The organism is Deinococcus sp. Arct2-2 (assembly GCF_004801315.1).
Taxonomy (GTDB): Bacteria; Deinococcota; Deinococci; order Deinococcales; family Deinococcaceae; genus Deinococcus.
This window is the reverse complement of record NZ_SSNW01000061.1, coordinates 1-26,313: the sequence shown is the minus strand read 5'-3', so window position 1 is coordinate 26,313 and position 26,313 is coordinate 1. Positions and strand designations below refer to the sequence as shown.

Here is a 26,313-nt window from a genome sequence, read left to right as displayed (position 1 = left end):
AGCATCGGTCGCTTACCGCTACTTCGTCCAGCCGTGTTCAAAACAGTAGGCCCACGTTTCGCCCGGCTCCGCACTCCGGATGACCGGGTGATTTTGGGTGCGGGCATGACGAGTGGCGTGTTTGTTTTTGCTGGAATCGCAGCAGCCTACGTGCCCGCAGGTCATGCAGGTGCGCAGATGCACCCAAGTATCTCCGCTGGCGATGCACTCTAGGCACGCATCGGCTTCGGGCGTGGTGGGGCCAGCGTTGGCGCGGGCGTGGTCGCACTGCGCCTGCTGCTCGGCGCTCAGCGAGACGGCGGGACGGTCTGCAAGGTGGCGAGCAATCTCGGCCCGCGTCAGGTGTTCGGAGGTCAGCAGATCCAGCAACCCGGCGGCAATTTCGCGGCGCGGCGTCAGCACATGGCGTGCGCCCAAGGCCTGCAACTGCATCAGGGCGGCGGGGCTGTCGGCATGGGTCAAAATGTCCAGATCGGGGGCCACCGTGCGGGCCACGCTCACGGCGCGTTCGGTCATTTCGGGGTCGTCGTCGGCAATGACCAGTGCGCGGGCCGAAGCCAGATTCAATTCCCTCAACAGGCCAGCGCGGGTGTAGTCGGCAATCAGTACCGGAGCGCCGCGCCCGGTCAGTTCGCTGGCTCCATCTGGGCTGCGCGTGATGACCGAATACGGCAATCCAGCGCGGCTGAGGGCGCGGGCGGCCAAACGAGCGTGCGGCCCGTATCCGGCAAACACGACCCGTCCGGCCACCGGAAGCGCGGAATGGCCCTCGGCTTCCGCAGGTGCAGCGGCAGCAGTCTGAGCGACCACAGCTTCACGTTTTTTGCCCCCCGGCAATCTGGCTCCTGCGGTTGCCAGTGGCCCGGCCAGCGCCGCTACCGCTGGCGTGAGGCCCATCAGCAACACGGTGGAGGCGATAAAAATCTGATTGCCACGTTCGCCCAGTCCCGCAAAGCTGAGGCCTAATGCCTGCCCAGTACCCGCCAGTACAAAGGAAAATTCGCCCACCTGCGCGGTCAGCAGCGCCACCGGCAGGGCAACGGCGGCGCGTTCGCCCAGCAGCCGCACGCTGACTCCGGTCACCAACGCCTTCAACACGGCCAGCAGCAGGACCACGCCCAGCACGGTGGGTAGATTGCGGATCAGAAACCCCAAATCCAGTTGCAATCCCACCGACAAGAAAAACGCCGCGCTGAACAGGATTTGTAAGGGCAAAATTTCACCCAACGCCTGCATTCCGTAGCGGCTTTCGCTGACCAAGAGGCCCGCCAAGAATGCGCCCAACGCGAGGCTCACGCCCGCCGCCGCCGTGAGGCTGGCCGTGCCGAAGCACAGCGCCACCACCGTCAGCAAAAAAATCTCGTTGCTACAGGTGCGGGCCACCACTTCCATAATCGGCGGAACCAGTCGGCGGGCGGCCACCAACACGAACACGATGATGCCCGCCGCTTTGGCGAGGGCCAGCGCCACCCCGGCTAGGCCGCCGCCTTGCCCCGCCAGCATGGGAATCAGCAGCACCATCAGCACCACCGCCAAGTCCTGAAAAATCAGAATGCCCAGCGCCACTTGCCCGGTGCGTGCGCCCGTTTGCCCGCGCTCGGCCAGCACCCGCATTACGATGGCGGTACTGGACAGGGCAATCAGGCAGCCCGTAAACACGGCACTTTGCCAGCCCACGCCAAAGGCTGCCAGCGCCCCGGTCACGGCGGCCACCGTGAGGCCCACTTGCAGGCCGCCGCCCAAAAAAATCAGGCGGGCAATGCGTTGCAGCCGCTCTAGGCTAAATTCGATGCCGATGGTAAACAGCAGCAGCATCACGCCCACTTCGGAGGCCGCCGCGATCAATTCCTGATCCCGAATGAGGCCCAGCGCCCCCGGCCCGGCCAACACGCCCGCCACCAAAAACCCGATAATGGGAATCAGGCCGAGGCGGAACGACAAGTAGGCGGCCAGCGCCGATACGCCCAGCAGCAAAGTCAGTTGCAGCAAGAAAGGGGGCACACCAGTGTGGGCGGCGTCGCCCGCAGCGTGCGCGGCTTCGGCCCCGGCCCAGCCATCCAAAGTCAGCCCAGCGCAGGCCGCTGCCACCACCACAATCCAACACCCTATGCGCCACATGGCCTCAGAATGACAGAGCGAGCCAGTTTTTTGCGGGGCCGCACCTGCTTTGCTGACCCACCGATGAAGGCTGAGAACGCAGCATCACGGCCTCCACACGGTATGCTTCCCGCATTCATGACGCATTCTTCTTCCTCCTCTGCGCCCGGTTCCCTAGCATCTGACCGGACTGCGCCTGATCTGCTTGCGCCTGAGCTACTCGTGGCGGGGCGTGGCCCCCTCGTCTCTCTGGGCGATCTCGCGTGGGATGTGCTGGCCAAGCCCGACACCATCTTGCAGCCGGGCGGCGACACCACAGGCCGCATGGAACTGCTGGGCGGCGGCAGCGCAGCCAATTTGGCGGTGTGGGCGCGGCGGGCCGGATATCCCAGCACGTTCGTGGGCAAGATTGGCCGCGACCGATTTGGAGAACTGGCGACCGCCGACCTAGAGGCCGAGGGCGTGCAGGCCGAACTGACCCTCAGTAGCCAGCACCGCACGGGCGTTATTCTGGCCCTGATCGACCAGCGCGGCCAGCGGGCCATGTTGACCGGGCAGGGCGCAGACTGGGAACTGTTGCCCGAAGAACTGCCCCGCGAGGTGCTGACCGGGGCGGGCCACCTCCATCTGACAGCATGGAGCCTGTTCCGCGATCCGCCGCGTGCAGCGGCCCTCGAAGCGGCGCGGTTGGCAAAAGCCGCCGGAGCCACGCTGAGCCTCGACCCCGGCAGCTTTCAGATGATTCAGCAGATGGGCCGCGAGAACTTTTTGGAGATCGTGGACAACATCCCCTTCGACATTATTTTCCCCAACGATGACGAGGCCCGCGCCATGAGCCACGAGAGCGACCCCGAACGAGCGATGACTTGGCTTAGACAACGCTACCCAAACGCGCTAGTGGTCTTGAAACTGGACGAAGAAGGGGCGCTGCTGGACGGCCCGACCCAGCCCCGAACCCGCGTATCCGCCACCCGCGATCATCTGCTGGACGCCACCGGCGCAGGCGACAGCTTTGGCGGCGCATTTTTGGCCGGATGGCTGGCGCACGGCGACGCGGTGCGGGCCGCCGAACTTGGGGCGCAGGTGGGCGGCTGGGTGGTGTCGCGCTTCGGGGCGAGGCCGCCTGCCGATGACGAACTCAGGGCGCGGTTGGCCTCGGTGGGCATTCTGGCTCCGGGTGCTGTGTCTACAGCCCCTGTGGCGGCGACGCTATGACCCGTCTGGGCGGGCGGAAGACCCCGGTCTGGGTCTGGATTTTGTTGACGCTGGTGCTGCTGCTGCTCTTGGCGGCGGGCGGCGCATTCCTGTATGTGTGGAGCCTGCTTGCACCTGCGGGGGGCGCGGCCTACACGCTGGAAATCAAATCGGGCGACAGTCTACCCCGCATTGCCCGCACCCTGCAAGACAAGGGCATTATCAAAAACGCCGACGCCCTGCGCTTCATCATGCGCCAAGACGGCACGGCGGGCAGCCTGAAAGAAGGCTTTTACGACCTGAACGGCAAGCTCACCTTGCAGCAGGTAGCCGACAAATTGGCTGGCCCCGCCCGCATTCCCACCGTCAGCGTCACCATTCCGGAAGGGCGGCGCATCAAGGATCTGCCCGCCATTTTCAAGAAGGCAGGCTTTGACGGCGCGGCCATTGCGGCGGAACTGAAGAACGTGTCGCTGAGTCAGTACGCTCAGGTCAAGACGGCCACCAACTTAGAAGGCTTCGTGTTCCCCGATACTTACCAATTCCGGCCCAAAGACAGCGCCCGCACCATCGTTACGGCGCTCGTGCAGCGTATGAAGACCGAATTTACGCCTGCCAACGTGTCCAAAGCCAAAGCGCTGGGCCTCAGCGTGCGCGACTGGGTCATTTTGGGCAGCATGGTGCAGGCCGAAGCCGCCAACGACGCCGAAATGCCCATCATCGCCGGAGTGTTTCTGAACCGCCTGCGCGACGGCATTGCGCTGGGCAGCGATCCCACCGTCGCGTATGGCCTCGGCAAAGACCTGCCCGAACTTGACCGCAGCGCCGGAGACTTTACCAAAGACACGCCCTACAGCACCTACACGCGGCAAGGGTTGCCCGCTGGCCCGATCAACAACCCCGGTCAGGCCGCGCTGTTGGCCGTCCTCAGTCCGAATCGCAAGCTGCCGGATGGCCGCGACGCCGTGTACTTTTTGCACGGGCTGGACGGCAAAATTTATGTGAACGCCGATTATCAGGCGCATTTGCGGGATATTGGGCGGTATAGGTAAGGCGCTTCGCGCGGAAAGTGGCGAGTGGGAAGAGATGAAGGGCAGAACCTAATTATTTTGAGGTGCCTTTGTCTGATTGGACTATCAGCAGACGGATAACCCTACGCCTTCAAATAACATGCTTTGAAGGCTGGGGGCGATGAACTCCAGACATTCTTCATCTAGAGGTGCATAGGTAAGGTAGACGCCCGGTTTTCCATCTCGCTCCGAGTAGAAGAAGGTGCGCCCACCCAGATCACTGGCGATAGGCAATCGTCCTTTGAAAACTTCATCGTCAAAGTTGTAGTCTTGAAAATAGCCTTTGGAATCTTGCAAATCAAACACGCAAACACAATCAAATCTAGCCTTCTGAGCATTAACTTGCAAAATCGGCGCACCGTATATTGTGAGGAATTCTTTGTACCAGTCGGGGATAATGAGACATAGGCTTTTTTGGTATCCCAAGAGTAATTCTTGTGAGAATCTTGGCTCGCCTATGTCTTCAATCTCGACACTTGGATGGAGTGATTTAGTTATGTCTTGAACACTCATCCTATCCCCTTCCAACCAGAAAAATTAATTGAATTTCTCTAATCTTCATAACCCACCCTCCACCCCCTACTTCCGTAACCCCTTCAACAGTGGCCCCCGCTCCTTCAGCGCCTTTTGAAAAGCCTGTGCATCGTTCATGGGCGCAGTTGCTTTAGTCGGTGCCGAAGCCCTCGCGGGCTGTCCGGGCAGATTCTTGACGCCTAATTTCTCGCCCCCGGCCCCGGCAAAGCGGCGGGCGCGGAACATGCCGGGGTGTTCTTCAAACACGGCGGTCACTCCATCGGGGAGGGCGGCGAGGTGGGCGGCGAACTGGCGTTCTTGGGCCAATTCCGCGTGTGCCGCGCCTGTGCCGAGTTCCCCCAGCAAACGGTCTATTAGGGCAAACACGCGGGCGGCGTAGGCGTCTACTTCTTCGCGGCGGGGCAAGTACCCCCTATGAATCACCCGGTTTCGGAAGTCTGCGCCCAAGGCTTTGGCGGTCAAAAAGTCCGGTTCGCGGCCCTCACGCAGCAGGTAGGCCAGCGCCATCATGCCCACTTGCCGCTCGGATTGGCTGGACACATGCCGCCAAGTCGATTCCAAGATGTCTGCCGCGCCATCAAAGTCAGTTTGGCCCGCCAATGCAGCGCGTTCGAAGGCAAACGAGCGCACATAGAATTCAAAAAAGCGTTCCAGCGCGGCGGCAAAGCTAGCAACGGCTTCGCGGGCGTAGCCGTCCATCAGGGCGCGGGTGCCCAGATCGAACAACACTTCAAACTTCTGCTTGCGAACAAACACGCAAAAGCGGGTGCTGCAGTGCGGGCAAGTCACGTCGTGCACGGCGCTGTCGGCAAATTCTACCTGCACTTCACGCTGGCACTGCGGGCAGACGGCGGGAAAACGCATGGCCGGAGTGTAGCGGCCCGGTTAGGCAAGCGGTGTGACCACCCAGTCTTTTGAGTTTAGAGTACCCCTGTGAACATCTGGATGGGCAACTTGTGGCAAGCATCAGATTCGGAACGCAAATGGGTGTTGGCATTGGCGGCAGGCGTGCTGCTGCTGGGCGTGCGGAAGCTGGATTTGGTGGTGGCGACCCACGCCGACACCGATCACATCGAAGGCATTTCGGGCGTGCTGCGCGGCTTCCCTGTAGGAGAACTGTGGGTGGGCCACCTCAAAACCGATGATCCGGTGCTGACGGCGGTGCTGCTGACGGCCCGTGAACGCCGCGTGCCTCTGCGGGAGGTGCGGCGCGGCGACCAACTGAAGGTGCCGGGTCTGACCCTGAACGTCCTGTGGCCCCCCGGCAACGTCTGGAGTACCGAGGACAACGACAATTCCGTGTCTATGACGCTGGAAGTGCCCACTGCCGGGGGCAAGCTGTGGCGCACTGCCATTTTAGGCGACCTTGCCGATCCCGCCGAAGCTCTGATCGGGTTGGGCAAACTGGACTTGCTGAAAGCCGCGCATCACGGCAGCCGCTTTTCCAGCGGGGAAGCGGTGCTGACCCAAACTCGGCCCAAAGACGTGCTGATCAGCGTGGGGCGCAACACCTACGGCCATCCTCATCCCACCGTATTGGCCCGCATAGAGGCGGTAGGGGCAAAAGTGTGGAGGACGAATCAGGCGGGGACGGTGCGCTGGCCCTTGCCCTAGCGGGCGGATCGTGGAGTGTGGATCGTGGAAACAGCCAACCCTTCTTTTGCCCTTCTCTTTTCCCACGATCCACGATCCACCCACCACCTCCCGCTTCCCGCGTTATTGTTGGGCAGACTTCAAACTCTCAGGAGGATTTACCCATGACCACCAAACCACCCGTTCGCGTTGCCGTCACTGGCGCAGCCGGACAAATCGGCTACAGCCTGCTGTTCCGCATCGCGTCCGGCGACATGCTGGGCAAAGACCAGCCCGTGATTTTGCAACTGCTGGAAATTACACCCGCCCTCAAAGCCCTCAACGGCGTCGTGATGGAACTCCGCGACTGCGCTTTCCCCTTGCTGGCCGACATCGTGACCAGCGACGACCCGATGGTGGCCTTCAAAGACGTCGATTACGCCCTGCTGGTGGGCGCGATGCCCCGCAAAGCTGGCATGGAGCGCGGCGATCTGCTCAGTGCCAACGGCGGCATCTTCAAGCCTCAAGGTGAGGCGCTGAATGCTGTGGCGAGCCGGAACGTGAAGGTGCTGGTGGTGGGCAACCCCGCCAACACCAACGCCCTGATTGCCGAGCAAAACGCCCCCGACCTGAACCCCGGACAGTTCACAGCGATGGTGCGCCTCGACCATAACCGCGCTATTTCGCAACTGGCCGAGCAGACCGGGAAACCCGTCAGCAGCATTCAGAACCTGACCATTTGGGGCAATCACTCCAGCACGCAGTACCCCGACCTGAGCAGAGCCACCGTAGACGGCCAGCCCGCCCTTGATCTGGTAGAGCGCGACTGGTACGAAAACAGCTACATTTCTACGGTTGCCAAGCGCGGCGCGGCCATTATCGAAGCACGCGGCCTCAGCAGCGCGGCCAGTGCCGCCAGCGCCGCCATCGACCATATGCGCGACTGGGCGCTGGGCACGCCGGAAGGCCAGTGGGTCAGCATGGGCATTCCCAGCGACGGCAGCTACGGCGTTCCTGCTGGCCTGATCTACGGCTTCCCCGTGACCTGCAAGAACGGCCAGTACGAGATCGTGCAGGGTCTGGAAGTCAGCGACTTCAGCCGGGGCAAAATGGACGCCACCGCGCAGGAACTCACCGAAGAACGCGACGAAGTACGGAAATTGGGATTGGTCAAGTAATACGGACTCCGAATAAAAAGCTTTAGAATGAGGGCATCAAACCGACCCTCTGGACGGCCCCCTGGCGCACGATGCCGAAGTCTTCTGGCAGGTGTACACGGCGAGCACCTGTGCCGTGGAACGGCGCAGGGCGCACTTCTTCGCGCTGCTCGCCGAAGGGCGGCGACCGAGCGAGGTCTTGCACGTGACCCGGTACAGTCAGTTCACCGCCTATGAACTCATGGCGCGGTATCGCGAGTTGGGTCTGGCGGGGCTGCGCGATGGGCGCCAGGGCAACCGGGGCGCACCACGCGTGCTGACTGCAGAGGAGCAACAAGCGCTGGCGGCTCGATTGCAGGCGGATGTTGAGCAGGGCATCGTGTGGTCGGGCAAAGACGTGCAGACGTGGGTACACGAACAGTGTGGCCAGACGGTGTACTTGGGCCGCACCTATGAATTCATGCGGGCGGCGGGGTTCTCCCCACAAAAACCCCGACCCCGTCACGTGAAAGGCGATGAGGCGGCCAAGACCGACTTCAAAACAAAGGGCTAACGGAGACGCTCCGCCGTGCGGAGCGTCTCCATCCTCGGGTGTCGCTGTGGTGTCTGGACGAACACCGGCTGGGTCTCAAACCGATTCGCCGACGGGTCTGGGCGCCCACAGGTCAACCCTTCACCTGTCCGGTCAAGCCCGCCTACGAATGGCTCTATCTGTACGCATTTGTCAATCCAGAAACCGGCGAGAGCCGGTTCTGGCTGGTGCCCGTCCTGAGCAAACAAGCGTACAGCGCCGTCATGACGGCGTTTGCCCACAGTGTCGGCGCGGGCGCCGACCATCACGTGCTCGTGGTCCAGGACGGCGCCGGTTTCCATGTCCCTGCCGAGCAGGGACAGCCCCCAGGCATTCAGACCGTCACGCTGCCCCCCTACGCCCCAGAGTTGCAGCCCGCCGAACGGCTCTGGGCGCTCACCGACGCGACCGTGGCCAATCGAGCCTTCGACACGCTGGACGACTTCTCTGACGTGCTGGCCGAACGCTGCGCCTGGCTCGAAACACAGCCCGATCTCCTCACCCAGCACACCCTCTTCCACTGGTGGCCTCTATCAACCAACTAATCGGAGTCCGTATTAGACCAAATTGCGATGACTCTCGCGAATCATTCGAGCGGAGCGAGAGGCAAAAAGTACGGGAGGAGTGGCGTGGTCAACCGCGTCCGTTCACGACGAAGGCTGGCGGCGATGGACGACCCTATTGGTGCTATTACGGATGTTCGGGAATCAGAGCAAGTCCGTATCAGACCCTTAGACTCTTGACCCTTTGACGCCTTCCCCCGCCCCCCCGGACGGCTTCCCCCCCGCCTGCCGCACGATGTCGGGCAGGTAGTCGGGCAGGCGCAGCATGGGCAAGCTGAACATGCTGCGGGCCGGTTCGTTGGGCGCGGTGTTGCCTTCTTTGAGCATGGCGTACTGATCGGCGGTAATGGGCGGCTTGGGCAAGAGTTGCATGGCAGGCACGGCCAGATTCATCAGGGCCAGCGGCACGGCCACAATGGGCTTCTTTTTGCCCAGCGCGGCCAGTTCCAGTTCCAGCAGGGCGCGGAAGGTGAATTCATCGGGGCCGGTGAGGGCGTAAGTTTGGCCCACACTGGCGGGCAGGTCTAACGCCCCCACGAAGGCCCGCGAAACGTCTTGCACACTCACGGGCCGGAAGGGGAATTGCCCGTTGCCGATCTGCGGAACGATGGGCGCGGTGCTCACGAGTTCACGCAACACGCGGCCAAAAAAGTCGTCTCCGAGGCCGAAAATCAGGCTGGGCTGAAAAATAGTGAAGGCCGCGCCGCTGGCCCTGACCAACGCTTCGGCCCGCGCCTTAGAGGTGCTGTAGCGGCTATCGCTGTCTTCGCGTGCGCCGAGGGCACTCATGTGCACGTAGCGTGCGCCGCGTGGCAGGGCGGCCAGTACGTTGCGCGTGCCTTCCACATGCACCCGCTCGAAGGTTTGCGTGCCCTGCTGCGTAATGATGCCCACCAGATGAATGACGGCGTCGGGGTTAGCCTGCCCCACCGCCCGCAACACACTGCCGGGATCGGTCACGTCCAGCGGCACGCCCACTGCGCCGCCGCTCCCCGCCGCACCACTACGGCTGCCCGCAAAGACCTCGTGGCCCCGGTTCTGCAACTCTTTTACTACGGCTTTGCCTACAAATCCCGTTGCGCCTGTCACCAGTACCCTCATGCTTGTTCCTCCACCGTGTTGGTCTGGATGTGTTGTTCAGCAGCCTTTTGGAGTGAAGAAGGCGACGGTTCCGACGCCTCCCCAGAGAGCCGCGCCAAAATGATCTGCGTGGCCTGCGCCGCATCTGGCCCAGCATAGATGCCGCCCAGTGTAGCGGCCAATTCGGGCCGGGCGTTGAGGAGGCCGCCGCCCAAAAACAAGGGCAACGCCAGATCGTTCAGGTCGGCCCACTGGCCCCGTGTGGCGTCTAGCGCCCATTCACCGTTCAGGGCCAACAAGATGCCCTGCGCTCCCACCTGCCGCGCAAAAATAGCAAGATCACCCAGCGGCGTATTGGCCCCCAAGTACGTGACCCGCACCCCCCGGCGGCGCAGCACCAGCACCAGCATCATCAGGCCCAGTTCGTGCTGTTCGCCGGGAGCGCAGGCGGCCACCAACAGCGGCCCAGTGGCGCTTTCTCCTTCCGAATCCAGCAACGCTGTAATCCGGGCGCGCAAGAAGGCGCTGGCGTGATGCTCGTGGGCAATCGTGATTTCTCCGCGTGCCCACAGTTCTCCCACATTGACCAACGCCGGGGCCATCACGCCCAAAAGCACGTCTTCTACCGACAAATGGAGTTGTGCTTCGGCCAAAATACGGCTGGCGGCGGCCATGTCCGGCGTCATCAGGGCACGCAGCAGCGCCCCAGACCACGCCTCGCCTGCCCGTTCGCGTTCGGCGGGCGAAGTAGACGGATTGTCGGTGGGTTGGCCTTCTCCCGGCAAAAAGCCGCGCACCGTCAGTTCGGCGGCGCGGCCCGCAGGCACACCATCGCGCAAAAAGGCCTGCATCACCTCGATGCGGGCCAGATCTTGGGGCGAATACAGCCGGTAGCCACTTTCACTGCGGGCAGGCGACGGAAAACCGTATCGCCGCTCCCACTGCCGCAGCGTGACGGCCAACACCCCCGTGCGGGCCGAGACTTCCGACGCCGTAAACATGGCAGTCGAGTCCTGTTCCGGCGAATTCAGTGGAGCGCCGGAATCGTTCATTGCCTCCCATCTTGACTGCTCCGGCGGCGCTTGACCGTAAGCAATGCTGAGTTGCCCTGAAGCATCCCTTAAGTGCAACTTAGATCGCCATCTGACCTAGTAGGAACTTACCACCGGGTCAGTTCGCGTTCTGGAGGAACAAAGGGCTGACTCTACTTATCGGTACCCGGTAGCGGCTTGCTCCGCACGGGGCCGCCGTCTACGCCTCCGCTGCGGCTGGTGCCGAGGCCGCCTTCCGCGTCGCCGCCCAAATCGCTGTCTCCATCATTATTGGGCGTGCCCTGACGGTCTTCGAAATCGCTTCCGCCGAGGCGTCCATCGTCGAAGCCCGGCTGATCGTTGGGGTTGCGGCTGTCGTCGTCTACATCGGCCCGCAAGATGCTCTCTACCGCCATCTTGTCTTGCAGGAGTTCGCCCGTCGTGCCTTCATCGACAAGTTCGCCGCGTGCCTCACTGGACTGGCGGGCTTCTCTGGACATGTCGTCGGTTTGGGCATTCTGGTCGCTGGTGGAAGCGTCGTCGCGTCGGGTCATGCGTGCAGGCTAGTCCGCGTGGGTGGGCCAGCGCTGAGTGGGCCTTGATGAAATCTGAGGAGGTGGGGCTGGGTTGGGTGGACTGGAAGGTGAACCCCCCCGTTGCTGGCGCAACGCCCCCCCTCAGAGGTGGGGACACAAGCATTTTCGCTCCCCTTAAGGGGGGCTGGCTGCGCAGCAGACTGGGGGGTTTACACGCGAGTCAAATTAAAGTTGGAAGGTGAACCCCCCCGTTGCTGGCGCAAGGCCCCCCCTTAGAGGTGGGGACACAAGCATTTTCGCTCCCCTTAAGGGGGGCTGGCTGCGCAGCAGACTGGGGGGTTTGCCTTCTACCCCGCCATAACGTGCCTCAACTCCTTGCCCCCAATCGCCGCCACCCCGTAGACTGGCCGGATGCGTTTACTGCTTGACCTCCACCCCGATTCTTATCCCCTCGAAGGCTTCCGGAAACGGCAGCTTCTAGAGTGGGTATTCGTTCAGGGCGCGGGCAGCTTTGAAGCCATGACCAACCTGCCCGCCGAACTGCGTGCCACTTTGGGCGAGGAATATGCGCTGAACCCTTTCCGTGAAATAGAGACGGTTCGCAGCACCGACGGCTCGGTGAAGTACTTGTTTACCTTGCACGACGGGCGGCAGATGGAAGCGGTGTATATGCCCTACCTAGACCGCCGCACGATCTGTGTATCTACGATGGTGGGTTGCCCTGCCAAGTGCGCTTTTTGTGCCACAGGCGCGATGGGTTTTGGCCGCAACTTGACCCCCGGCGAGATCGTGGGGCAAGTGCTGGCAGTCGCAGGCGGCGAGGGCATCGCGCCCCGCGAACTGCGAAATTTAGTGTTTATGGGCATGGGCGAACCGCTGCTGAACTATGACCACACCATGTTGGCCGCCCGGATTTTGCTGCACCCGCAGGCCCTCGGCATGAGCAAACGCCGCGTGACCCTCAGCACGGTGGGCCTGCCCAAAGGCATTCGCCGCCTCGCCGCCGAGGACGATTTGGGTATCAAACTTGCGATCAGCCTGCACGCGCCCGACGAAGAGACCCGCCAGCGCATCATTCCCACCGGACACCGCAACTCTATTGTGGAAATCATGGCGGCGGCGCGGGAATATCAGGCGACCACTGGGCGGCGCGTGACCTTTGAATATTCCATGCTGCGCGGCGTGAACGACCAGTTGTGGCAGGCCCGCGAGTTGGCTGGACTGCTGCGCGGCTTGGTCAGCCACGTGAACCTGATTCCCATGAACCCTTGGGATGGATCGGGGTTCGAGAGCAGCACCGAAGAGGAGATTCAGGCCTTTTACGATGAACTGGAAGCGCGGGGCGTGGACGTGAGCGTGCGCCGTTCTCGCGGCAAGGATGCGGGCGCGGCCTGCGGGCAACTGGCCCTCAAGCGCCCGGACGCGGTGACGGGGAGTGCAGCGAGCGCGTAAGAAACTTATAGAAAGGCTGTGAGTGGTGAATAGTCAGTGGCGAGTGGGAAAAGCCTAGAGGCTGAGAGAGCCGAATCACACCAATATTTCTTCAATGCCGGGCCGCCCATCTTCATACAATGGGCGGTCTTTACGTGACTGGGGGAGGTTTCTCACGCACGGGTTGGTGGGCTGTGAGAAACCCAGCGCCCATCCCATCACCCGGCTCCCCCAGTCATGAGACAATTTGATGCGCCCAGCGCAACTCAGCACACTTGGCTCTTTCGAACACACTACCCTTGTGAAAGTAAGGGTTTGGAAAGAACCGGATGATTAGGCTCAATTCGTTTCCGACTCTCAGGAGGCTCTTAAGTGACGCAATCCACTCGCCCGGCCTTAACGTTGTTGCTGCTCGCCCTCACCTCGAGCGCGGCGGGGCAGACGCTGATGGACACTTCGACCAGCATCGGCATTCAGAACACTCTTCAACAGGGCAGCGCCAGCGGGATCGGCTCCTCCCTAAAATCGGCACAAAACGCCGCCCAGACGGTACAAAGCGTGCAGCAGGCGGGGCAGGCAGCGTTGGCTGACCTCCCAGCGGTTCCCGCGCCCACGCCCTTTACGGCGGCCCAGTCCGCCCAACTGGTGGCTACGCAAGGCCTGCTCAAGGACAACAAGTTCCCGCAGGCCCGCGCCGGATTCGAAGGCCTGATCGCCCAGAACTACGCCCAACCGGAGCCTCATTTCGGCCTCGGACTAGCGCTGTTTGCCCTCGGCGACTTCAAGGGCGCGAACTTCGAGTTTACACAACTGAGTCTGCTGGCCCCAGACCGCTTCGAGGGGCCGTATAACCTCGGCGTCATTGCCACCCGCGAACGGCGTTACGAAGACGCACTCCGGCTGTACGGCAGCGCGGCAACCTTGGCACGTGGACGTGTGGCCCTGACCGTGCAGCGGCAAGTACTGGACGCCCTCGCTGCCGAACAAACCCGCGCCGCTGCCTACCCCTCACTCGTGACCACCCTCTCAGAAATTGCCACCCTTGCCCCCGACGACACTGCCATGCAGTTCCGGCTGGTGCAGGCGCAAACGCTGGCCGGACAGGGCGCACAGGCCTTGCCCGGAGCCTACGCCCTGATGCAGCGCGAGCCGGCGCGGGCCGACATCGTGCTGCTGATTGCCGATATTTATGTGGCTCAGGGCTTGCCCGACCGGGCCATTCGGGAACTGGACGCCGCCACACCCCGCGTAACAGTGGGCGCAGACCGCGCCAGCTTGCTGCTGCGGAAGGCCAACTTGCTGAGTGCGGGCGGAGACACCCGTGGAGCCGTGTTGGCCGCCCAAGCTGCCGCCACCGCTGACAGTAGCTCTGCGTCTACTTTTGCCAAACTGGGAGAATTCCGGGTGGCCCGCAATGACCGCCCCGGCGCACTCACCGCGTACCAGAACGCGGTCAAGTTGGCTCCCAAAAATGCTGCCTACCGTACCGACCTCGCCGCCGTGCGCCTCACGTTAGGGCAAAATGCACAGGCCTTTACCGACGCGGTGGCCGCCATTCGCCTGTACCCCGAAGCCGCCACCCTCGCCCGCGCCCAGTACGTGCAGGGCATCGCCGCCTACCGTCAGGGCAACTACCCGGAAGCCCGCGCCGCCCTGCGCTCCAGCGCCCTGAAAGCTGCCAGTGCCGACACCTATTTCTGGCTGGGCCTCAGCCACTACGCCCTGAAGGACTACGCGGGCGCGGCCACCGCACTGGGCGAAAGCGTGAAGCTGGAACCCAGCGTGAATGCCCGCCAAAATCTGGCCTCTGCGCTGCTGGCTAGTGCCCGTTACCCGGAAGCCGAAGCCATTTTGCGGGGCCTCGTCAGCGACAATCCCAAAAACGACGAAGGCTGGTACTTGCTGGGCGTGACCCAGCGTGCCCAACGCCGTGAAAGTGAAGCGAGGCAAGCCCTGAAAACGGCGGCCAACTTGGGCAACACCCGCGCTGTGGCGGCCCTGAAATGACTTCGCCGCAAACCAACGGCGGCAAGAGTGGCAATGGGGGCGGCAACAAACGCAGCGCCGCCCGCTGGCCTGATCTGCTGATCGGGCTGCTGGTGCTGCTCTTGCTGGGCGGCTTCGGCGTGCTGCTGTTCGGGCAACGCTCCAGCACTACCGCGAGTACGGCCACCCCATCCACCACGCCTGCCACCACTGCACCCACAGAAAGCACCGAGATTCCCGCTGCGCCCGGCACGACTACCATCACGCCCGCACCTGCCGAAGCTCAGGCGGAGATTCCACCTGTCACTGTGCAGCCGACGGAACAGGGGCAGCCCACGGAACAGGCGCAGCCCACAGAACAGGCCCAGACGCCCACCGTGACTCCAACGACTCCTGAGGCAACCACGCCGCCAGCAACGACGACCGGAACGGCGACGACTCCGGCTGAAACGGCTGCTGCTCCTACGACTCCGGCCACGCCCAGCGCAACGGCCCCCACGCCTACCACGTCACTCAACGATATTCCTACGATTGTGGCGGCCCCCGTAGAAACTACCCCGGTAGAAACTGCGCCTACTGCACAGCCCGCCGCGCCCGCAGCCACAGTCACCGATCCGGCAGCGGCTCCCAACGCGCCCGTTTCGCCCGCAGCCCGCACAGGCGGGGCCGTCGCCACCAGCGAAGCACGCACGCCCCTGCGCTCCGATTACCGCATCAGCCTCGGCACCTTTTCCTCAGAAGCCACCGCCAATAGCCGCACCGCGGGCGTCAGCGGCCTCGGCTACCGCGTGTACCCCATCGACCTCGGCTCCGAAGTGGTGGCCCAAATTGGCCCCTTTGCCGACGAAGCGGCGGCGCGTCAGGCGTTGGCCGATGTGCAGCGGGCTTACCCCAGCGCCATCCTGTACCCGCCCCGTAACCGCAGCCTGACGGGAGGCACGGTCAGCGGCACCACGCCAACTCCGACCAGTCCAGCTCCGGCCACTGCTAGCCCCGCCACCACCGAAAGCACTGCGCCCACTCCGGCGGCAACGCCTACGCCACAAGCTGCGGCTCCCGCACCCGATGGCCCGGTTTACCTGCAAGTCGGCGCGTTTGACCGCGTGGAGGGCGCACAGAATTTGGTGGGCACGCTGCGTGAACAGGGCTTTGCGCCCACCGTAAATGCTCCCGAAGGCCGCAAAGTCACCGTATTGGTTGGCCCGTTCAGCGGCGACGCCCTGACCCGCGCCGAAGAACGCCTGAGCAGCAGCGGCCTCGACTCCTTCCGGGTTCGCTGAAGCTATGGCCGATATTCCCACCGCCGCCATCAGCCGCCTCGTGACCTATCTGCGAATTCTGGAGCAGCTTGAAACGCAGGACGTGAGCCGTACTAGCAGCAACGACCTTGCCGAACGCGCCCAAGTGAGTGCCTTTCAGGTTCGCAAAGACCTCGCGTATTTTGGGCGCTTCGGCACACGCGGCATGGGCTACACCGTCCCGATTCTGAAACGGGAACTCGTGCGGGTGCTGGGTCTGAACCGCACGTGGAGCGTGGTCATCGTGGGCATGGGACGGCTGGGACAAGCCATCGCCAACTATCCGGGGGCCAGCGATTACCGCTTTCAGTACGTGGGCCTGTTCGATGTAAATCCGCAGATCGTGGGCCAACAGATCCGCGATCTGCGCGTGCAACACACCGAACAGTTGCGCGACTTCGTGAGCGCGACCCCCGTAGATATGGGCTTCTTGGCCGTTCCGCCTGACCGCGCCCAAGACGCCGCCCAAGCACTCGTAGACGCAGGCGTGCGCGGCATCCTGAATTTTGCCCCAGTGGTCATTCAGCCGCGTACCACCGAACGCGGCGGCATCAGCGAACCCGGCGACGAATGGCGCAACGTGACCATTGAAAACGTCGATTTCTTGGCGGGCATGAAACGCCTCGCCTTTTACATCCTGAATCCCGCCCTAAAAGCTGCCCTGACGGAGGACACCGAATGAAAAGCCAGATCCGATTGACCCTTATTTGCTCCCTACTCCTGACGGCCTGCGGTGGCCTAGACGCCACAGGCGGTGGCAGCGCTACAGCCAGTGCCAACGCCAGCACTATCACCATCGCTACCGACGGTACTGCCACCACCAGCACCGCGTATACGCTCACTAACCCGGCGGGCGGTAAGGCCACCACCATAGAAAGCGCCACTGTCACTTGGGGAACGGGTGCTGGACAGTCGGCCACCGTTGCCGTACCTGCCGTGAACCTTCCCGCTGGCCTCACCTGTAGCGCCGCTGCCACCAATCCCGATGCAGCGTGCGATTACAACGCGGCGGGTACCACCCTCGCCCCACGCAGCAAGACCGTGGCGATCAGCGACAGCACCTTGTTTGCCAGTGTCGCTGCGGCCAATCCGGGTGCAAAAAACCTGCCTGTCAGCGTCAAGTTCAACAACACCGCCAACACGGTCAACTTCAGCGTCACCGTAGGCGCGGCGGCGGGCGGCACCGAGGAAACGGCGGCCCCTGCACCCATTATTCTGGTGAACAACACAGGTGGGTCGCCCTACAGCAACATTCTCAGCGTCACTGTTTCGGCGGGCGTCTCTGCGGGCGTTGCGGTCAAGCAACTGATTTTGGAAGTAACCGATGCCAAAGGCATCATCGATACTTCCACCTACACGGCCAGCAGCGAAAACGCCACCTTCAACATCGATACCACCAAATTTCCTGACGGCGCGCTGAAGTTGCGGGCCATCGCCGTAGACGCCACCGACAAGCGTGGAACAAGCACAGCCACCACCGTACAAATCGCCAACAGTGTGGCTCCAACTATCTCTATTACCAGCCCCGCGACAGGCAGCGCCGCTTCCGGACTCACCGACGTCACAGTGCAGATTCGCCAGAACAATACTGCGTTTACGTTTACCAATACGGTAGTGGCCCTCGAAATCATCGATTCTCGCGGGCAATTGGTGACCACCCAAAATGCGCCGATTGTGCCGGTCAATCCCGGCTTGTGGCAGGCCTCTTCTTCTGTTGATTTCAATGCCACGCAGTATTTAAACGGAAACTACACCATCCGCGCACGTGCTGTAATCAAATTGGGCAGTGAAACCGCAACACGCGATTTGTTGGCAGTCAGCAATATCACCAACACCAGCAAAGTAGATTTGCCACCCGCACTGAATATCATTCTTCCTGCTTTCTACGATGCCAATGCAAGTAAGCGCCCTGTTCTCACCCGCAAGAGTGCCATTGCTATTCAGGTCAGCGACAGTGACAATATCAATCAAATTCAGCTTCAATTTGTTTGTAACCCCGCCGAAGTCCTTGCTGGGCAGGCCTGCAATACGGTGGCCTACAACTTTAATCTTCCCATCAATGCTGCTGGTCTGTTCTACAGAGTTTTTAACACGGGCGTCCTGATTGATGCGCAGCCGTTCATTCCTGATGGCTATTACGTTATGCGGGCCACCGCTACCGACGCAGCAGGCAACAGCAACATCAAGGAAATGCGCGTCGAAGTGAACCGGAGCAAGTCAGGCATCGCCAATTTGGGCCAGTTGTTTACTACTCTTCAGGATGATGGCAAAAGTAAATTTACCCCGACAGCGGCAACTTGGGCGATTACTGGGACTACTGCTAACACCACCCGTGTTATCAGCCTCTTTTACAGCGGCTCTCAAGCCCAAGTTCTAGAAATCCCTTCAGCAGTTGGGATTGAAACCCAGTTACCCGCCGGGAGTACTATTGGCACCACTTCTGTCTTTGTGGAAGCAGGCACTTTTCGTCACTCCTACTTGGTGCAAGACCTGACGACTGGAGTTGTCGAGTTCTATGATGGAAGTGCAGTCGTCGTAGCCGAACGAAACTAAGCCCACGTCCTTCACAATAAACAAAGCTCCCCGCCCATCATAGGCGGGGAGTTATTTATCATCTCTAGATCAGAACTTGATGGTGTACTCTGCGAAGCCATCTTCGCGGGTACGGAGCAGCGTGGCCCCAGCGGGCAGCGACTTGCCTGCGTTGGGGCTAGTGGCGTACAGCAGCGTCGCGCCGGGAATGGGCGTCAGTTTCCAGTTGCCGTCGGCGGTGGGGTTCACCGTTTTTTGCTGCGTAAAGTAGCCGATGAGGGCCTGACGGGTTTCATCTGGAGCCTGAAGGATGATGTTTTTTCCGTCTAGACCGGGAAAGGAGCCGCCGCCCGATGCACGGTAATTGTTGGTGGCGACAACAAACTGAGCGGCTGGTTCGATGGCTTTGCCGCTAAATTGCAGGTTCTTGATGCGGCGGGCACTGGCGTTGGTCAGCTTGCCCGCTGTGTCGTAGCGGGCAGGTTGGCTCACGTCGATTTCGTAGGTCACGCCGTCAATGATGTCGAAGTTGTAGGTGGGGAAAGATTCGTCTACGAGGGCTTGCGGCTCGGTTTTGGCCGGGTCTATCTGCTTAAATTGCCCAGCAGCGCGTTCCAACCATTCTTGCACCTGTGCGCCCGTGACCAACACGGCCTGCACGGTGTTGGGGTACACGTATAAGTCGGCCACATTTTTGATGGCGAGGGTTCCGGCGGGAATGTCGGTGTAGTAGCTGGGGCCGCTGCGTCCGCCTGCCTTGAAGGGTGCGGCGGCGCTCAGCACGGGCAAATTGGCGTACTGGCCGCCCGCCAACGCTGCCTTCACATACGCAATTTGCGCGTTGCTGACCAACTGCACGCTGGAATCATCCTGAGTCAAAGCCCAGTAGGACGTAATCGGCGCGGTCAGGTCGGCCACTTTGCCTCGCACGTAAGCAAGTGTGCCTTCATGGGCGGTCTTCACTGCGGCGGCAATGCGCGGGTCAGGCTTCACGAGGCTTGCCTTGGCGGTCTTGTCCCAAATAGGGCGAATGCTGGCGACGCCGTCCTGAATCGTCCACTTCTGGGCCTTGCGGTCATAGTTCAGCTTCAGGTCGATGATGCCCAAGTCGTTGCCCCAGAATCCGGCCATGACTACGGGCTTGCCGTTGATGGTGCCCTTGGTGATGTCTGCGCCGGGAATGCTTTTGTAGACCGGGCCGGGGAATTCCTGATGACTGTGGCCCGACAGCACCACGTCGATACCGGGAATCTTGGTCAGTTCGGTGGCGACGTTTTCTTGCCCCGGTTGGTAGTCGGCAGTAATGCCGGAATGCGCGATGGTGACGATAATATCGGCCCCCGCCGCCTTCATCTGCGGCACGAATTTACGCGCCGTTTCTACGATGTCGCGGGTGGTCACTTTGCCGTCTAGATTGGCCTTATCCCACTGCATGATCTGCGGCGGCAACAGCCCCAGCACACCCACATTGATGATGTACGGACGGCCTGTGGTGTCGTAAACCAACTTGCGCTGAATCAGGTAGGGCGTAAAGGCGTTGGGGTCGTTGTCGGGGTTGCTGTCAGCATCGGTGGTATAAACGTTGGCGCTCACGTAAGGCATGGGCGCGGCCTTCAACACGCCCTGCAAAAAAGGCAAGCCGTAGTTGAATTCGTGGTTGCCGAGGTTGCCTGCATCGTAACGCAGCACGCGCATGGCGGCGTGCATCGGGTGCAGTTGGCCCTCTGCCAGCGGCTTGATTTTGGCGACGTAATCGCCCAACGGGTTGCCCTGAATCAGGTCGCCGTTGTCGTACAGCAGCGTATTGCGCTTTTCATTGCGGGCGTTTTGGATCAGGGTGGCGGTGTATTCGAAGCCAAATTCCCCGGTGGGCTTGTCTTGGTAATAGTCGTAGCCCAGTGCGTTGGTGTGCAGATCGGTAGTTTCCATGATGCGGAGGTCGACGGTCTGTGCGCCTGCCGCCGTAGACAGAGCCGCGCCAAGCAGGAGCGGGGCCGTGAGAGTGCTGAATTTAGGCATGGCCCCAAAGATACTGCCCCCATTTGGGGGAATGCTAGACAAGCTGACAGTTACAACGGCTCAAACGGGACGGGCTACAGGCTTGCTGCCAGCCGTGCGAACAACGCCGGAACAGGCGGCACCTCTCCCCCATCCACCCAACTTCGCCCGAGGCGCTTGGTGCGGAAATCGTGCAGTGGGCCGCCCAGTCCTAAACCGATCCCATCTGAAAATAGGCTGGTGAGGTCAGCGGGAACTGTCACTTCTACCGAGTCAAGCAGCCCAGACAAGGCGCGGTCTACCTCGCGGGCGGGGCCAAAGTGCATGTGATGGAGGTTGGTGCCGTCTTGCCACACGAAGCGGGCGGAGGATTCGGGCAGAACGTCCAGTGTGCCGGGGGCCACCACATGGCGCATGCTCAGGCCCGGACGTAGCCGAAGCGTCACAGTTTCTGCCGTGCCGAGTGCCCCGAAGCTGCCGACGAAGGGCCGGGTCAGGTCATAGCCCTGCACATTCTTGACCGTGCGCCCGCCCGCCACGATGCGCTGACCGCTGGGGGAGATAAAGGTCAGGCCCAACACTTCGGCGGCGAAGAAAAAAGTCTGTCCAAAGCCCCCGCGACTGACCAAGCCGCCCACGCCACCGGGTAATTCCACGGGCGGAAACGGGGGATACAGGCCCGCAGGCAAGGCCGCGTAGACCTCCAGCAATGCCGTATCGCCGGTCACGGTCAGCGTCTGGTCACCCGGAGAAAGCTCAAGAATCGGCATAGTTGGCCTTTGGAGAATGTGGGATGTGGGCAGGCGTCTGAGCCTCTGTGCTTCTGAGAGCGTGCTTGTAAAGGGTCGGCGGTGTTGCCAAGTTGCGTGTAGAACGGCAATCGCTGCGCTCACTTCCCCCCTCCCCAGCCCTCTCCCGCAAGGGGAGAGGGAGCAAAAACCCAGCGACATAGTCTTGTACGGAGAATGAACCATTTAGATGGCGCTCTATAAACACATTCTGAGACCCTTGAGCCTGAGACATTCGCTTCACGCCAACTCCGTAGGCAACACTTCTGTGGGCAGCACCTTGCCGGGATTGAGTGCCCCGTGTGGGTCAAGCGCGTGCTTGACCCGCCAAAGTGCGGCCAACGTGCCTGCATCTACTGCTTCGCGCATAAAGGCCAGCTTCATCGAGCCGATGCCGTGTTCGCCGCTGAGGACCCCGCCATGCCGGATGGCGACGCGGGCCACCTCATGCGCCAACTCATGCACCGCCTCCAGCGACTCCGTGCGCGGATCGAACAGGATGTTGGGGTGCAAGTTGCCGTCGCCGATATGCCCAAACTGCACCAGATGCAGACCCGAGGCGTCACCCAACGCCCGAATTTCGCGCACGACTTCAGGCAGCACGCTTCTGGGCACCACGATGTCTTCATTCATGCGCTGCGGGCGAATGCGGCCCAGAGCAGGCGAGACGGAGCGTCTCGCTTGCCAGAGTTGCGCGGCTTCAGCGTCCGTTTCGGCGCGGCGTACCGTGCCACCCGCATTCCGGCAGGCGGCTTCCACCAGCGCCCGTTCTTCTTCCACCGTCTCCACGTCATCCCCATCGGTGTCTACCAAGAGCACGGCTTCGGCTTTTCTGGGCAGGCCCAGATGCAAGTAATCCTCAATGGCGTTGGTGCAGGCCCGATCCATAAATTCCAGTTTGCTGGGCACGGCTCCAGCGGCAATGGCCGCACTCACCGCTTCGGCACACTGACCCACTTCGGCAAAATGGGCCATGAGGGTGCGGGTAAACTTGGGGGGAGAAGTCAGGCGTAAAGTCGCTTCCGTAATCAGGCCCAGCGTGCCTTCCGAGCCGATCAGCAGGCCCGCCAAGTCGTAGGCGTCGCGGGTGAGGTGATGCACCTCCCCCTCCGCATCGACAAATTCCAAGCCCTGCACATAATCCCCAGTCACGCCGTATTTGAAACACAGCGGCCCGCCTGCGTTCTCAGCTAAGTTGCCGCCAATCGTAGACGTGCGGAAGCTGGCCGGGTCAGGGGGATAGATCAAGCCAAACGGTTTGGCCGCTTCTGTGACGGCCAACGTGATGACCCCAGCTTGAGCTATAGCTTCTCTCCGCACGGGGTCAATGCTGAGGCGGGTCATCCGGGTAAACGAGATGACCAAGCCGCGTTGGGTGGGAGCCGCGCCACCCGAAAGCCCACTCGCCGCCCCGCGTCCGACAATCGGGACACCTGCTGCCCGTGCCGCCTTGACTGCGGTCACCACATCAGCGGTACTTTCGGGTAACACTACACAGATTGGCGTTTCCCCAAAGGCGATGGCGTCGTAGCGGTAATTCAGGCGCTCGGACAGACTGGACAGGACTTTGCGCGGGCCGAGCAGGCGGCTCAGGGTCGCGGCCAGTGGATGCAGAGAGCCTCCCTTGGATTTGGGCAAACTAGTTGTCAGCGAAGGGGTCAGCGCCTGCTTTTCGGTACGGACAGCCTTGCCGATGGTCACAACTCCCCCCGGTACGCCAAATCCAGTATCTCTATGGTATGCATGACCGGAACCGGGCTGCCCTGCCTGCGGGCGTGGCTCTGAATCTGGGTATGGCAGCCGATGTTGCCGCTGGCGATCAGATCGGGTGCGGTGGATAGGATGTTTTTGGCCTTGCGAACGCCGAGTTGGGTGGCAAGTTCGGGCTGCTCTAGGTTGTAGGTTCCCGCGCTGCCGCAGCACAAGTCGCCTTCGGGAACCTCCAGCACGGTCACGCCGGGAATGGCCCGCAGCAGGGCACGCGGCGCAGACCGGACACCCTGCGCGTGGGCGAGGTGGCACGCGTCGTGGTAAGCCACCGTCAGGGGGCGCGAAGTCGGCATGGGCGGTTCCAGTTCGCCGTCATCCAAAAGTGCGCCCAAGAATTCGCTGATGTCCTGCACTTTGGTGGCAAACGCCCGCGCCTGCGCCTCGTCGGGGAGGCCGTGCAGGATAGCCGGATACTCCTTAAGGCCCGCGCCGCAGCCTGCCGCGTTGGACAGAATGGCGTCGAAGTCGTCGGGGTTGAAGGCCGCGAGATTGGCCCGCACCAATTTCAGCGCCTCGCCGCGTGCGCCCGTGTGCAGGGCCGCCGCGCCGCAACAGCCCTGACCGTCTGGGATGACCACTTCTATGCCGTTGCGGGCCAAAACTCGCAAGGTGGCCGCATTGAAATTGGGCGCGAGAGCTTGCTGGGCGCACCCCACCAGAAACGCCACTCGGCCCCGGCGTTGGCCGCGTGCAGGTGTAAACGCCGCGCTGGGCTGCATGGCGGGCACATGTTCGGGCAACAAATCCAGCGGGGAACGCAGCGCCGTGGGCAGCAGCGGCGCGAGCGGCTTGGCAAACTGGCCCACACGCGCCGCCAGACTGAACACTTTGGGCGCAGGCAAAATCTTGAGAATGGCCGCACGCTTGGCCCGGTCTAGCGGGCTACGCTCTCGCTGAGGCTCACTCCAGCCGCGAAAACTGGTGATAAGTTCGCCGTAGGGCACACCACTGGGGCAAGCCGTCACGCAGGCCTGACAGCCGAGGCAGCGGTCTAGGTGCGGCGCGGCGTCGTACAGCGGCAGCGCCCCTTCCAGCACTTCCTTCATCAGCACGATGCGCCCGCGTGGGCTGTCCATTTCATCGCCCAGCAGGGCATACGTGGGGCAGGCGGGCAGGCAGAAGCCGCAGTGTACGCAGGCGTCGACGGCGTGCGCCATCAGTTCACCCTGTCCGTCCGGGTGGTGGGTGCGAATCTCGTTGTTCATCGGAGTTCCAGTTGAACGGGTTCGGCAAGGGCCGTGAACTTGGGCCAAAGCGGATGGGAATCGGATGGAGTCTGTTTCACGGGTGCCTTGCCCTCATACCCCACAAGATAGGCGTGTGGGCGCGGGACAATTGGGAGACATGTAGGTGAATGGGCCTGCGGCCCTACAGCGGCAAATCCAACTTGCTCAGCAGCGCCCGCAGTTGATCGCGCTCCGGCTCGGTGAGGCCCGCCAGCAAGCGGCGTTCGTTGGAGAGGTGCAGCGGCAACACCTGATCGACAAGAGCCAGCCCTTCGGCAGTCAGGGCCACCAAAAAGGCGCGGCGGTCGGTAGGATGGGCCTGACGACTGACCAGTTTTCGCCCCTCTAGCGCATCTATCCGCTTGGTCACGGCAGGCGGCGTGATGGCCATCAGGGTGCCCAATTGAGACAGGGGCAGACCTTCCGGCGGTGCAGAACGGCGCAGGGTCGCCAGCACATCGAAGCTGGACGGCGTGAGGCCGTGCCCCGCAAAAAAGACTTCCAGTGCTTCGCCCAGCAAGACGCCTGTGCGCTGAATGGCGATGACGGTGAGCATGGGCGAGGGGTCTAGATCGGGGCGGGCCTGCCGCCAATCTTGGTCGATGCGGGCCAAAAGGTCGGGAGTTTTCATGGCTGCTCCACGCGGCTTTCGCGCTCGCGAGCCAAGATTAAGACCGCTGCCACCAGCAAGGCCGCGCCCAGAATGGCCGTCAGACTGACCGGGCGCACCGGTTGGCCCAACAGCCCAAAAGCGTCAATGATTCGCGCTCCCAAAATTTGGCCCAACGTGACCCCGGTGGTACTGGCGGCCACGCCCAACAGCCGCGCCGTGAACAAGGTCAATACGACGTATCCGGCCCCGACTGCGCCGCCCAGCCACATCCACGCCTCGGCCCCGGCTGGAAAGCTCGCCTGCCCTAGCACGCCCAGCAGCGCCAAACTCAGCGTGACAGTCATGCCCACCAAAAAATTAATCAGGCTGGCGAGGACGGGTTGACCGCTGTGGGCCGCCAACCGCACGTTCAGCACCAGCCCCAGCGAGAGGCCGAGGCCCGCAGCAACGGCACCCACCAAGGGAATCATCACCGGAGAACCTGAAGGCCGAGGCCCGCCAGCACGAGAACGAGGACAGCGGCCCGCTGCCTGTTGAACGGGCGTTTGAGCAGCCCCAGCACGCCAAAATGATCGAAGGCGAGGCTGGCGATGACTTGCGCCGCGATGACCAGTGATACGGCCAATGCCGCGCCCAAAGAACGGGTGAGCACCACGCTGGACACCACGTAGGCGCTGCCCACCAGACCGCCCAGAAAACTCCAGACCGGAGCGCCGCGCAGGGGGGCAAACGAGAGTCGGCCCCGCCCCGCGATGAGCAGGCCCAGCGTGAGGAACAACGCGCCGACGCTGTACGACACGGCAGCCGTGGCAACTGGAGAATGCGTGTAGGGCGTGAGGGCACTGTTGAGCGCAAATTGCACGGGCAGCAACAGCCCCACCGCCACCGCGAACAGCAGGCGTGGATTCATGGGGATAGTGTACTGGTTAAAATTAAACTGGTGAAGGAGTTTGGGGGAGTACGGGAGGCTATGCTATGGGTATGGCATTGCCAAAAAAGATGGCAGGATATCGCCCTATCAGCCATGCGGGTGAGCGGTATCGCTGGCGCTTTTCGCCTGTTATTCAAGGCTGGATACGAGGCGTAATGAACGCTGTCACTACAGTCACAGTGCTTCATGAGCAGCACCCGGCATCGCCCTTGAGTATTCAATTGCCGGAATATCAAGACCCTTGGTTATTCACTGGTCGCCAGCAGTTCCTTCCTAAGCCGTGACTGCTCAGCGGGGGGCCTGGACTCGGCGGAGCAGGTAGAGTAGGGGCATCT

The 26,313-nt window shown here is 62.2% G+C and carries 25 protein-coding genes; 12 read left to right on the top strand and 13 right to left on the bottom strand.

Annotated elements, in window-relative coordinates; all coding sequences use genetic code 11:
• Window positions 1-18: 18 nt before the first annotated feature.
• Window positions 19-2,118 (bottom strand): cation:proton antiporter, encoded by a 2,100-nt coding sequence (locus tag E7T06_RS19515; RefSeq protein ID WP_136367432.1) that lies wholly within the window; start codon window positions 2,116-2,118, stop codon window positions 19-21.
• Between the two features lie 201 nt (window positions 2,119-2,319).
• On the opposite strand from E7T06_RS19515, the gene E7T06_RS19510 reads away from it, so the two are divergent.
• Together E7T06_RS19510 and mltG are read left to right on the top strand one after the other, a co-directional pair.
• Complete coding sequence (locus E7T06_RS19510) at window positions 2,320-3,312, top strand: carbohydrate kinase family protein (RefSeq protein WP_136367444.1); 993 nt, start codon at window positions 2,320-2,322, stop codon at window positions 3,310-3,312.
• On the top strand, window positions 3,309-4,343 hold the full coding sequence (mltG, locus tag E7T06_RS19505; protein WP_136367431.1) for an endolytic transglycosylase MltG: 1,035 nt from the start codon (window positions 3,309-3,311) through the stop codon (window positions 4,341-4,343). Before E7T06_RS19510 ends, mltG begins: the two co-directional genes overlap by 4 nt.
• An 84-nt stretch (window positions 4,344-4,427) precedes the next feature.
• Here mltG and E7T06_RS19500 read toward each other — a convergent pair whose 3' ends face one another.
• Entirely contained in the window at window positions 4,428-4,874 is a 447-nt protein-coding gene (locus tag E7T06_RS19500; protein WP_136367430.1) for an SMI1/KNR4 family protein, read from the bottom strand.
• A gap of 66 nt (window positions 4,875-4,940) precedes the next feature.
• Window positions 4,941-5,759: a hypothetical protein gene (locus E7T06_RS19495; RefSeq protein WP_136367429.1), complete on the bottom strand. Its 819-nt coding sequence runs from the start codon at window positions 5,757-5,759 to the stop codon at window positions 4,941-4,943.
• 69 nt (window positions 5,760-5,828) lie between these two features.
• Here E7T06_RS19495 and E7T06_RS19490 point away from each other — a divergent pair, with 69 nt between their 5' ends.
• The 4 genes from E7T06_RS19490 to E7T06_RS19475 all read left to right on the top strand — a co-directional run bounded on the left by E7T06_RS19490 (window position 5,829) and on the right by E7T06_RS19475 (window position 8,740).
• On the top strand, window positions 5,829-6,509 hold the full coding sequence (locus E7T06_RS19490) for an MBL fold metallo-hydrolase (RefSeq protein WP_346763221.1): 681 nt from the start codon (window positions 5,829-5,831) through the stop codon (window positions 6,507-6,509).
• A 143-nt stretch (window positions 6,510-6,652) separates the two neighbouring features.
• Window positions 6,653-7,645 carry a malate dehydrogenase gene (locus tag E7T06_RS19485; RefSeq protein WP_136367428.1) on the top strand — a complete coding sequence of 331 codons (993 nt, stop codon included), beginning with the start codon at window positions 6,653-6,655 and terminating at the stop codon, window positions 7,643-7,645.
• Window positions 7,646-7,736: 91 nt separating this feature from the next.
• Window positions 7,737-8,177 carry a winged helix-turn-helix domain-containing protein gene (locus E7T06_RS19480; RefSeq protein WP_168733672.1) on the top strand — a complete coding sequence of 147 codons (441 nt, stop codon included), beginning with the start codon at window positions 7,737-7,739 and terminating at the stop codon, window positions 8,175-8,177.
• 38 nt (window positions 8,178-8,215) lie between these two features.
• Complete coding sequence (locus tag E7T06_RS19475; RefSeq protein ID WP_136367426.1) at window positions 8,216-8,740, top strand: IS630 family transposase; 525 nt, start codon at window positions 8,216-8,218, stop codon at window positions 8,738-8,740.
• A gap of 186 nt (window positions 8,741-8,926) precedes the next feature.
• Here E7T06_RS19475 and E7T06_RS19470 read toward each other — a convergent pair whose 3' ends face one another.
• From E7T06_RS19470 to E7T06_RS19460, 3 genes are all read right to left on the bottom strand, one after another.
• Window positions 8,927-9,859: a complex I NDUFA9 subunit family protein gene (locus tag E7T06_RS19470; RefSeq protein ID WP_136367425.1), complete on the bottom strand. Its 933-nt coding sequence runs from the start codon at window positions 9,857-9,859 to the stop codon at window positions 8,927-8,929.
• A complete protein-coding gene (locus tag E7T06_RS19465) occupies window positions 9,856-10,890 on the bottom strand; it encodes a MerR family transcriptional regulator (protein ID WP_136367424.1) in 1,035 nt (344 codons plus the stop codon). Before E7T06_RS19465 ends, E7T06_RS19470 begins: the two co-directional genes overlap by 4 nt.
• Window positions 10,891-11,042: 152 nt before the next feature.
• Window positions 11,043-11,423 carry a hypothetical protein gene (locus tag E7T06_RS19460; RefSeq protein ID WP_136367423.1) on the bottom strand — a complete coding sequence of 127 codons (381 nt, stop codon included), beginning with the start codon at window positions 11,421-11,423 and terminating at the stop codon, window positions 11,043-11,045.
• 393 nt (window positions 11,424-11,816) lie between these two features.
• On the opposite strand from E7T06_RS19460, the gene rlmN reads away from it, so the two are divergent.
• From rlmN to E7T06_RS19435, 5 genes are all read left to right on the top strand, one after another.
• Window positions 11,817-12,857 (top strand): 23S rRNA (adenine(2503)-C(2))-methyltransferase RlmN, encoded by a 1,041-nt coding sequence (rlmN, locus tag E7T06_RS19455; protein ID WP_136367422.1) that lies wholly within the window; start codon window positions 11,817-11,819, stop codon window positions 12,855-12,857.
• A 351-nt stretch (window positions 12,858-13,208) separates the two neighbouring features.
• Entirely contained in the window at window positions 13,209-14,843 is a 1,635-nt protein-coding gene (locus E7T06_RS19450) for a tetratricopeptide repeat protein (RefSeq protein ID WP_240741187.1), read from the top strand.
• Window positions 14,840-16,102: an SPOR domain-containing protein gene (locus E7T06_RS19445; RefSeq protein ID WP_136367421.1), complete on the top strand. Its 1,263-nt coding sequence runs from the start codon at window positions 14,840-14,842 to the stop codon at window positions 16,100-16,102. Before E7T06_RS19450 ends, E7T06_RS19445 begins: the two co-directional genes overlap by 4 nt.
• A 4-nt stretch (window positions 16,103-16,106) precedes the next feature.
• A complete protein-coding gene (locus E7T06_RS19440) occupies window positions 16,107-16,802 on the top strand; it encodes a redox-sensing transcriptional repressor Rex (RefSeq protein WP_136367420.1) in 696 nt (231 codons plus the stop codon).
• Window positions 16,799-18,673 carry a hypothetical protein gene (locus tag E7T06_RS19435; protein ID WP_136367419.1) on the top strand — a complete coding sequence of 625 codons (1,875 nt, stop codon included), beginning with the start codon at window positions 16,799-16,801 and terminating at the stop codon, window positions 18,671-18,673. The genes E7T06_RS19440 and E7T06_RS19435 overlap by 4 nt, the downstream gene beginning before the upstream one ends.
• A 69-nt stretch (window positions 18,674-18,742) precedes the next feature.
• On the opposite strand, the gene cpdB is transcribed toward E7T06_RS19435, so the two are convergent.
• From cpdB to E7T06_RS19400, 7 genes are all read right to left on the bottom strand, one after another.
• Entirely contained in the window at window positions 18,743-20,671 is a 1,929-nt protein-coding gene (gene cpdB, locus E7T06_RS19430) for a 2',3'-cyclic-nucleotide 2'-phosphodiesterase (RefSeq protein WP_136367418.1), read from the bottom strand.
• A gap of 74 nt (window positions 20,672-20,745) precedes the next feature.
• Window positions 20,746-21,420, bottom strand: a complete 675-nt coding sequence (locus tag E7T06_RS19425) for a DUF5639 domain-containing protein (protein WP_136367417.1) — start codon at window positions 21,418-21,420, stop codon at window positions 20,746-20,748.
• Between the two features lie 258 nt (window positions 21,421-21,678).
• The gene (locus E7T06_RS19420) at window positions 21,679-23,139 is read right to left on the bottom strand and encodes an FAD-linked oxidase C-terminal domain-containing protein (protein WP_168733671.1); all 1,461 of its coding nucleotides are present in this window, start codon (window positions 23,137-23,139) and stop codon (window positions 21,679-21,681) included.
• The gene (gene glcF / locus E7T06_RS19415; protein ID WP_136367416.1) at window positions 23,136-24,413 is read right to left on the bottom strand and encodes a glycolate oxidase subunit GlcF; all 1,278 of its coding nucleotides are present in this window, start codon (window positions 24,411-24,413) and stop codon (window positions 23,136-23,138) included. Before glcF ends, E7T06_RS19420 begins: the two co-directional genes overlap by 4 nt.
• A gap of 163 nt (window positions 24,414-24,576) precedes the next feature.
• Window positions 24,577-25,065: a MarR family transcriptional regulator gene (locus tag E7T06_RS19410; RefSeq protein ID WP_136367415.1), complete on the bottom strand. Its 489-nt coding sequence runs from the start codon at window positions 25,063-25,065 to the stop codon at window positions 24,577-24,579.
• Window positions 25,062-25,517, bottom strand: a complete 456-nt coding sequence (locus tag E7T06_RS19405) for a DMT family transporter (protein ID WP_136367414.1) — start codon at window positions 25,515-25,517, stop codon at window positions 25,062-25,064. Before E7T06_RS19405 ends, E7T06_RS19410 begins: the two co-directional genes overlap by 4 nt.
• Window positions 25,517-25,957, bottom strand: coding sequence for a DMT family transporter (locus tag E7T06_RS19400; protein WP_136367413.1), 441 nt, complete (start codon window positions 25,955-25,957; stop codon window positions 25,517-25,519). The genes E7T06_RS19405 and E7T06_RS19400 overlap by 1 nt, the downstream gene beginning before the upstream one ends.
• A gap of 71 nt (window positions 25,958-26,028) precedes the next feature.
• Here E7T06_RS19400 and E7T06_RS19395 point away from each other — a divergent pair, with 71 nt between their 5' ends.
• A complete protein-coding gene (locus E7T06_RS19395; protein ID WP_136367412.1) occupies window positions 26,029-26,262 on the top strand; it encodes a hypothetical protein in 234 nt (77 codons plus the stop codon).
• Window positions 26,263-26,313: the final 51 nt, after the last annotated feature.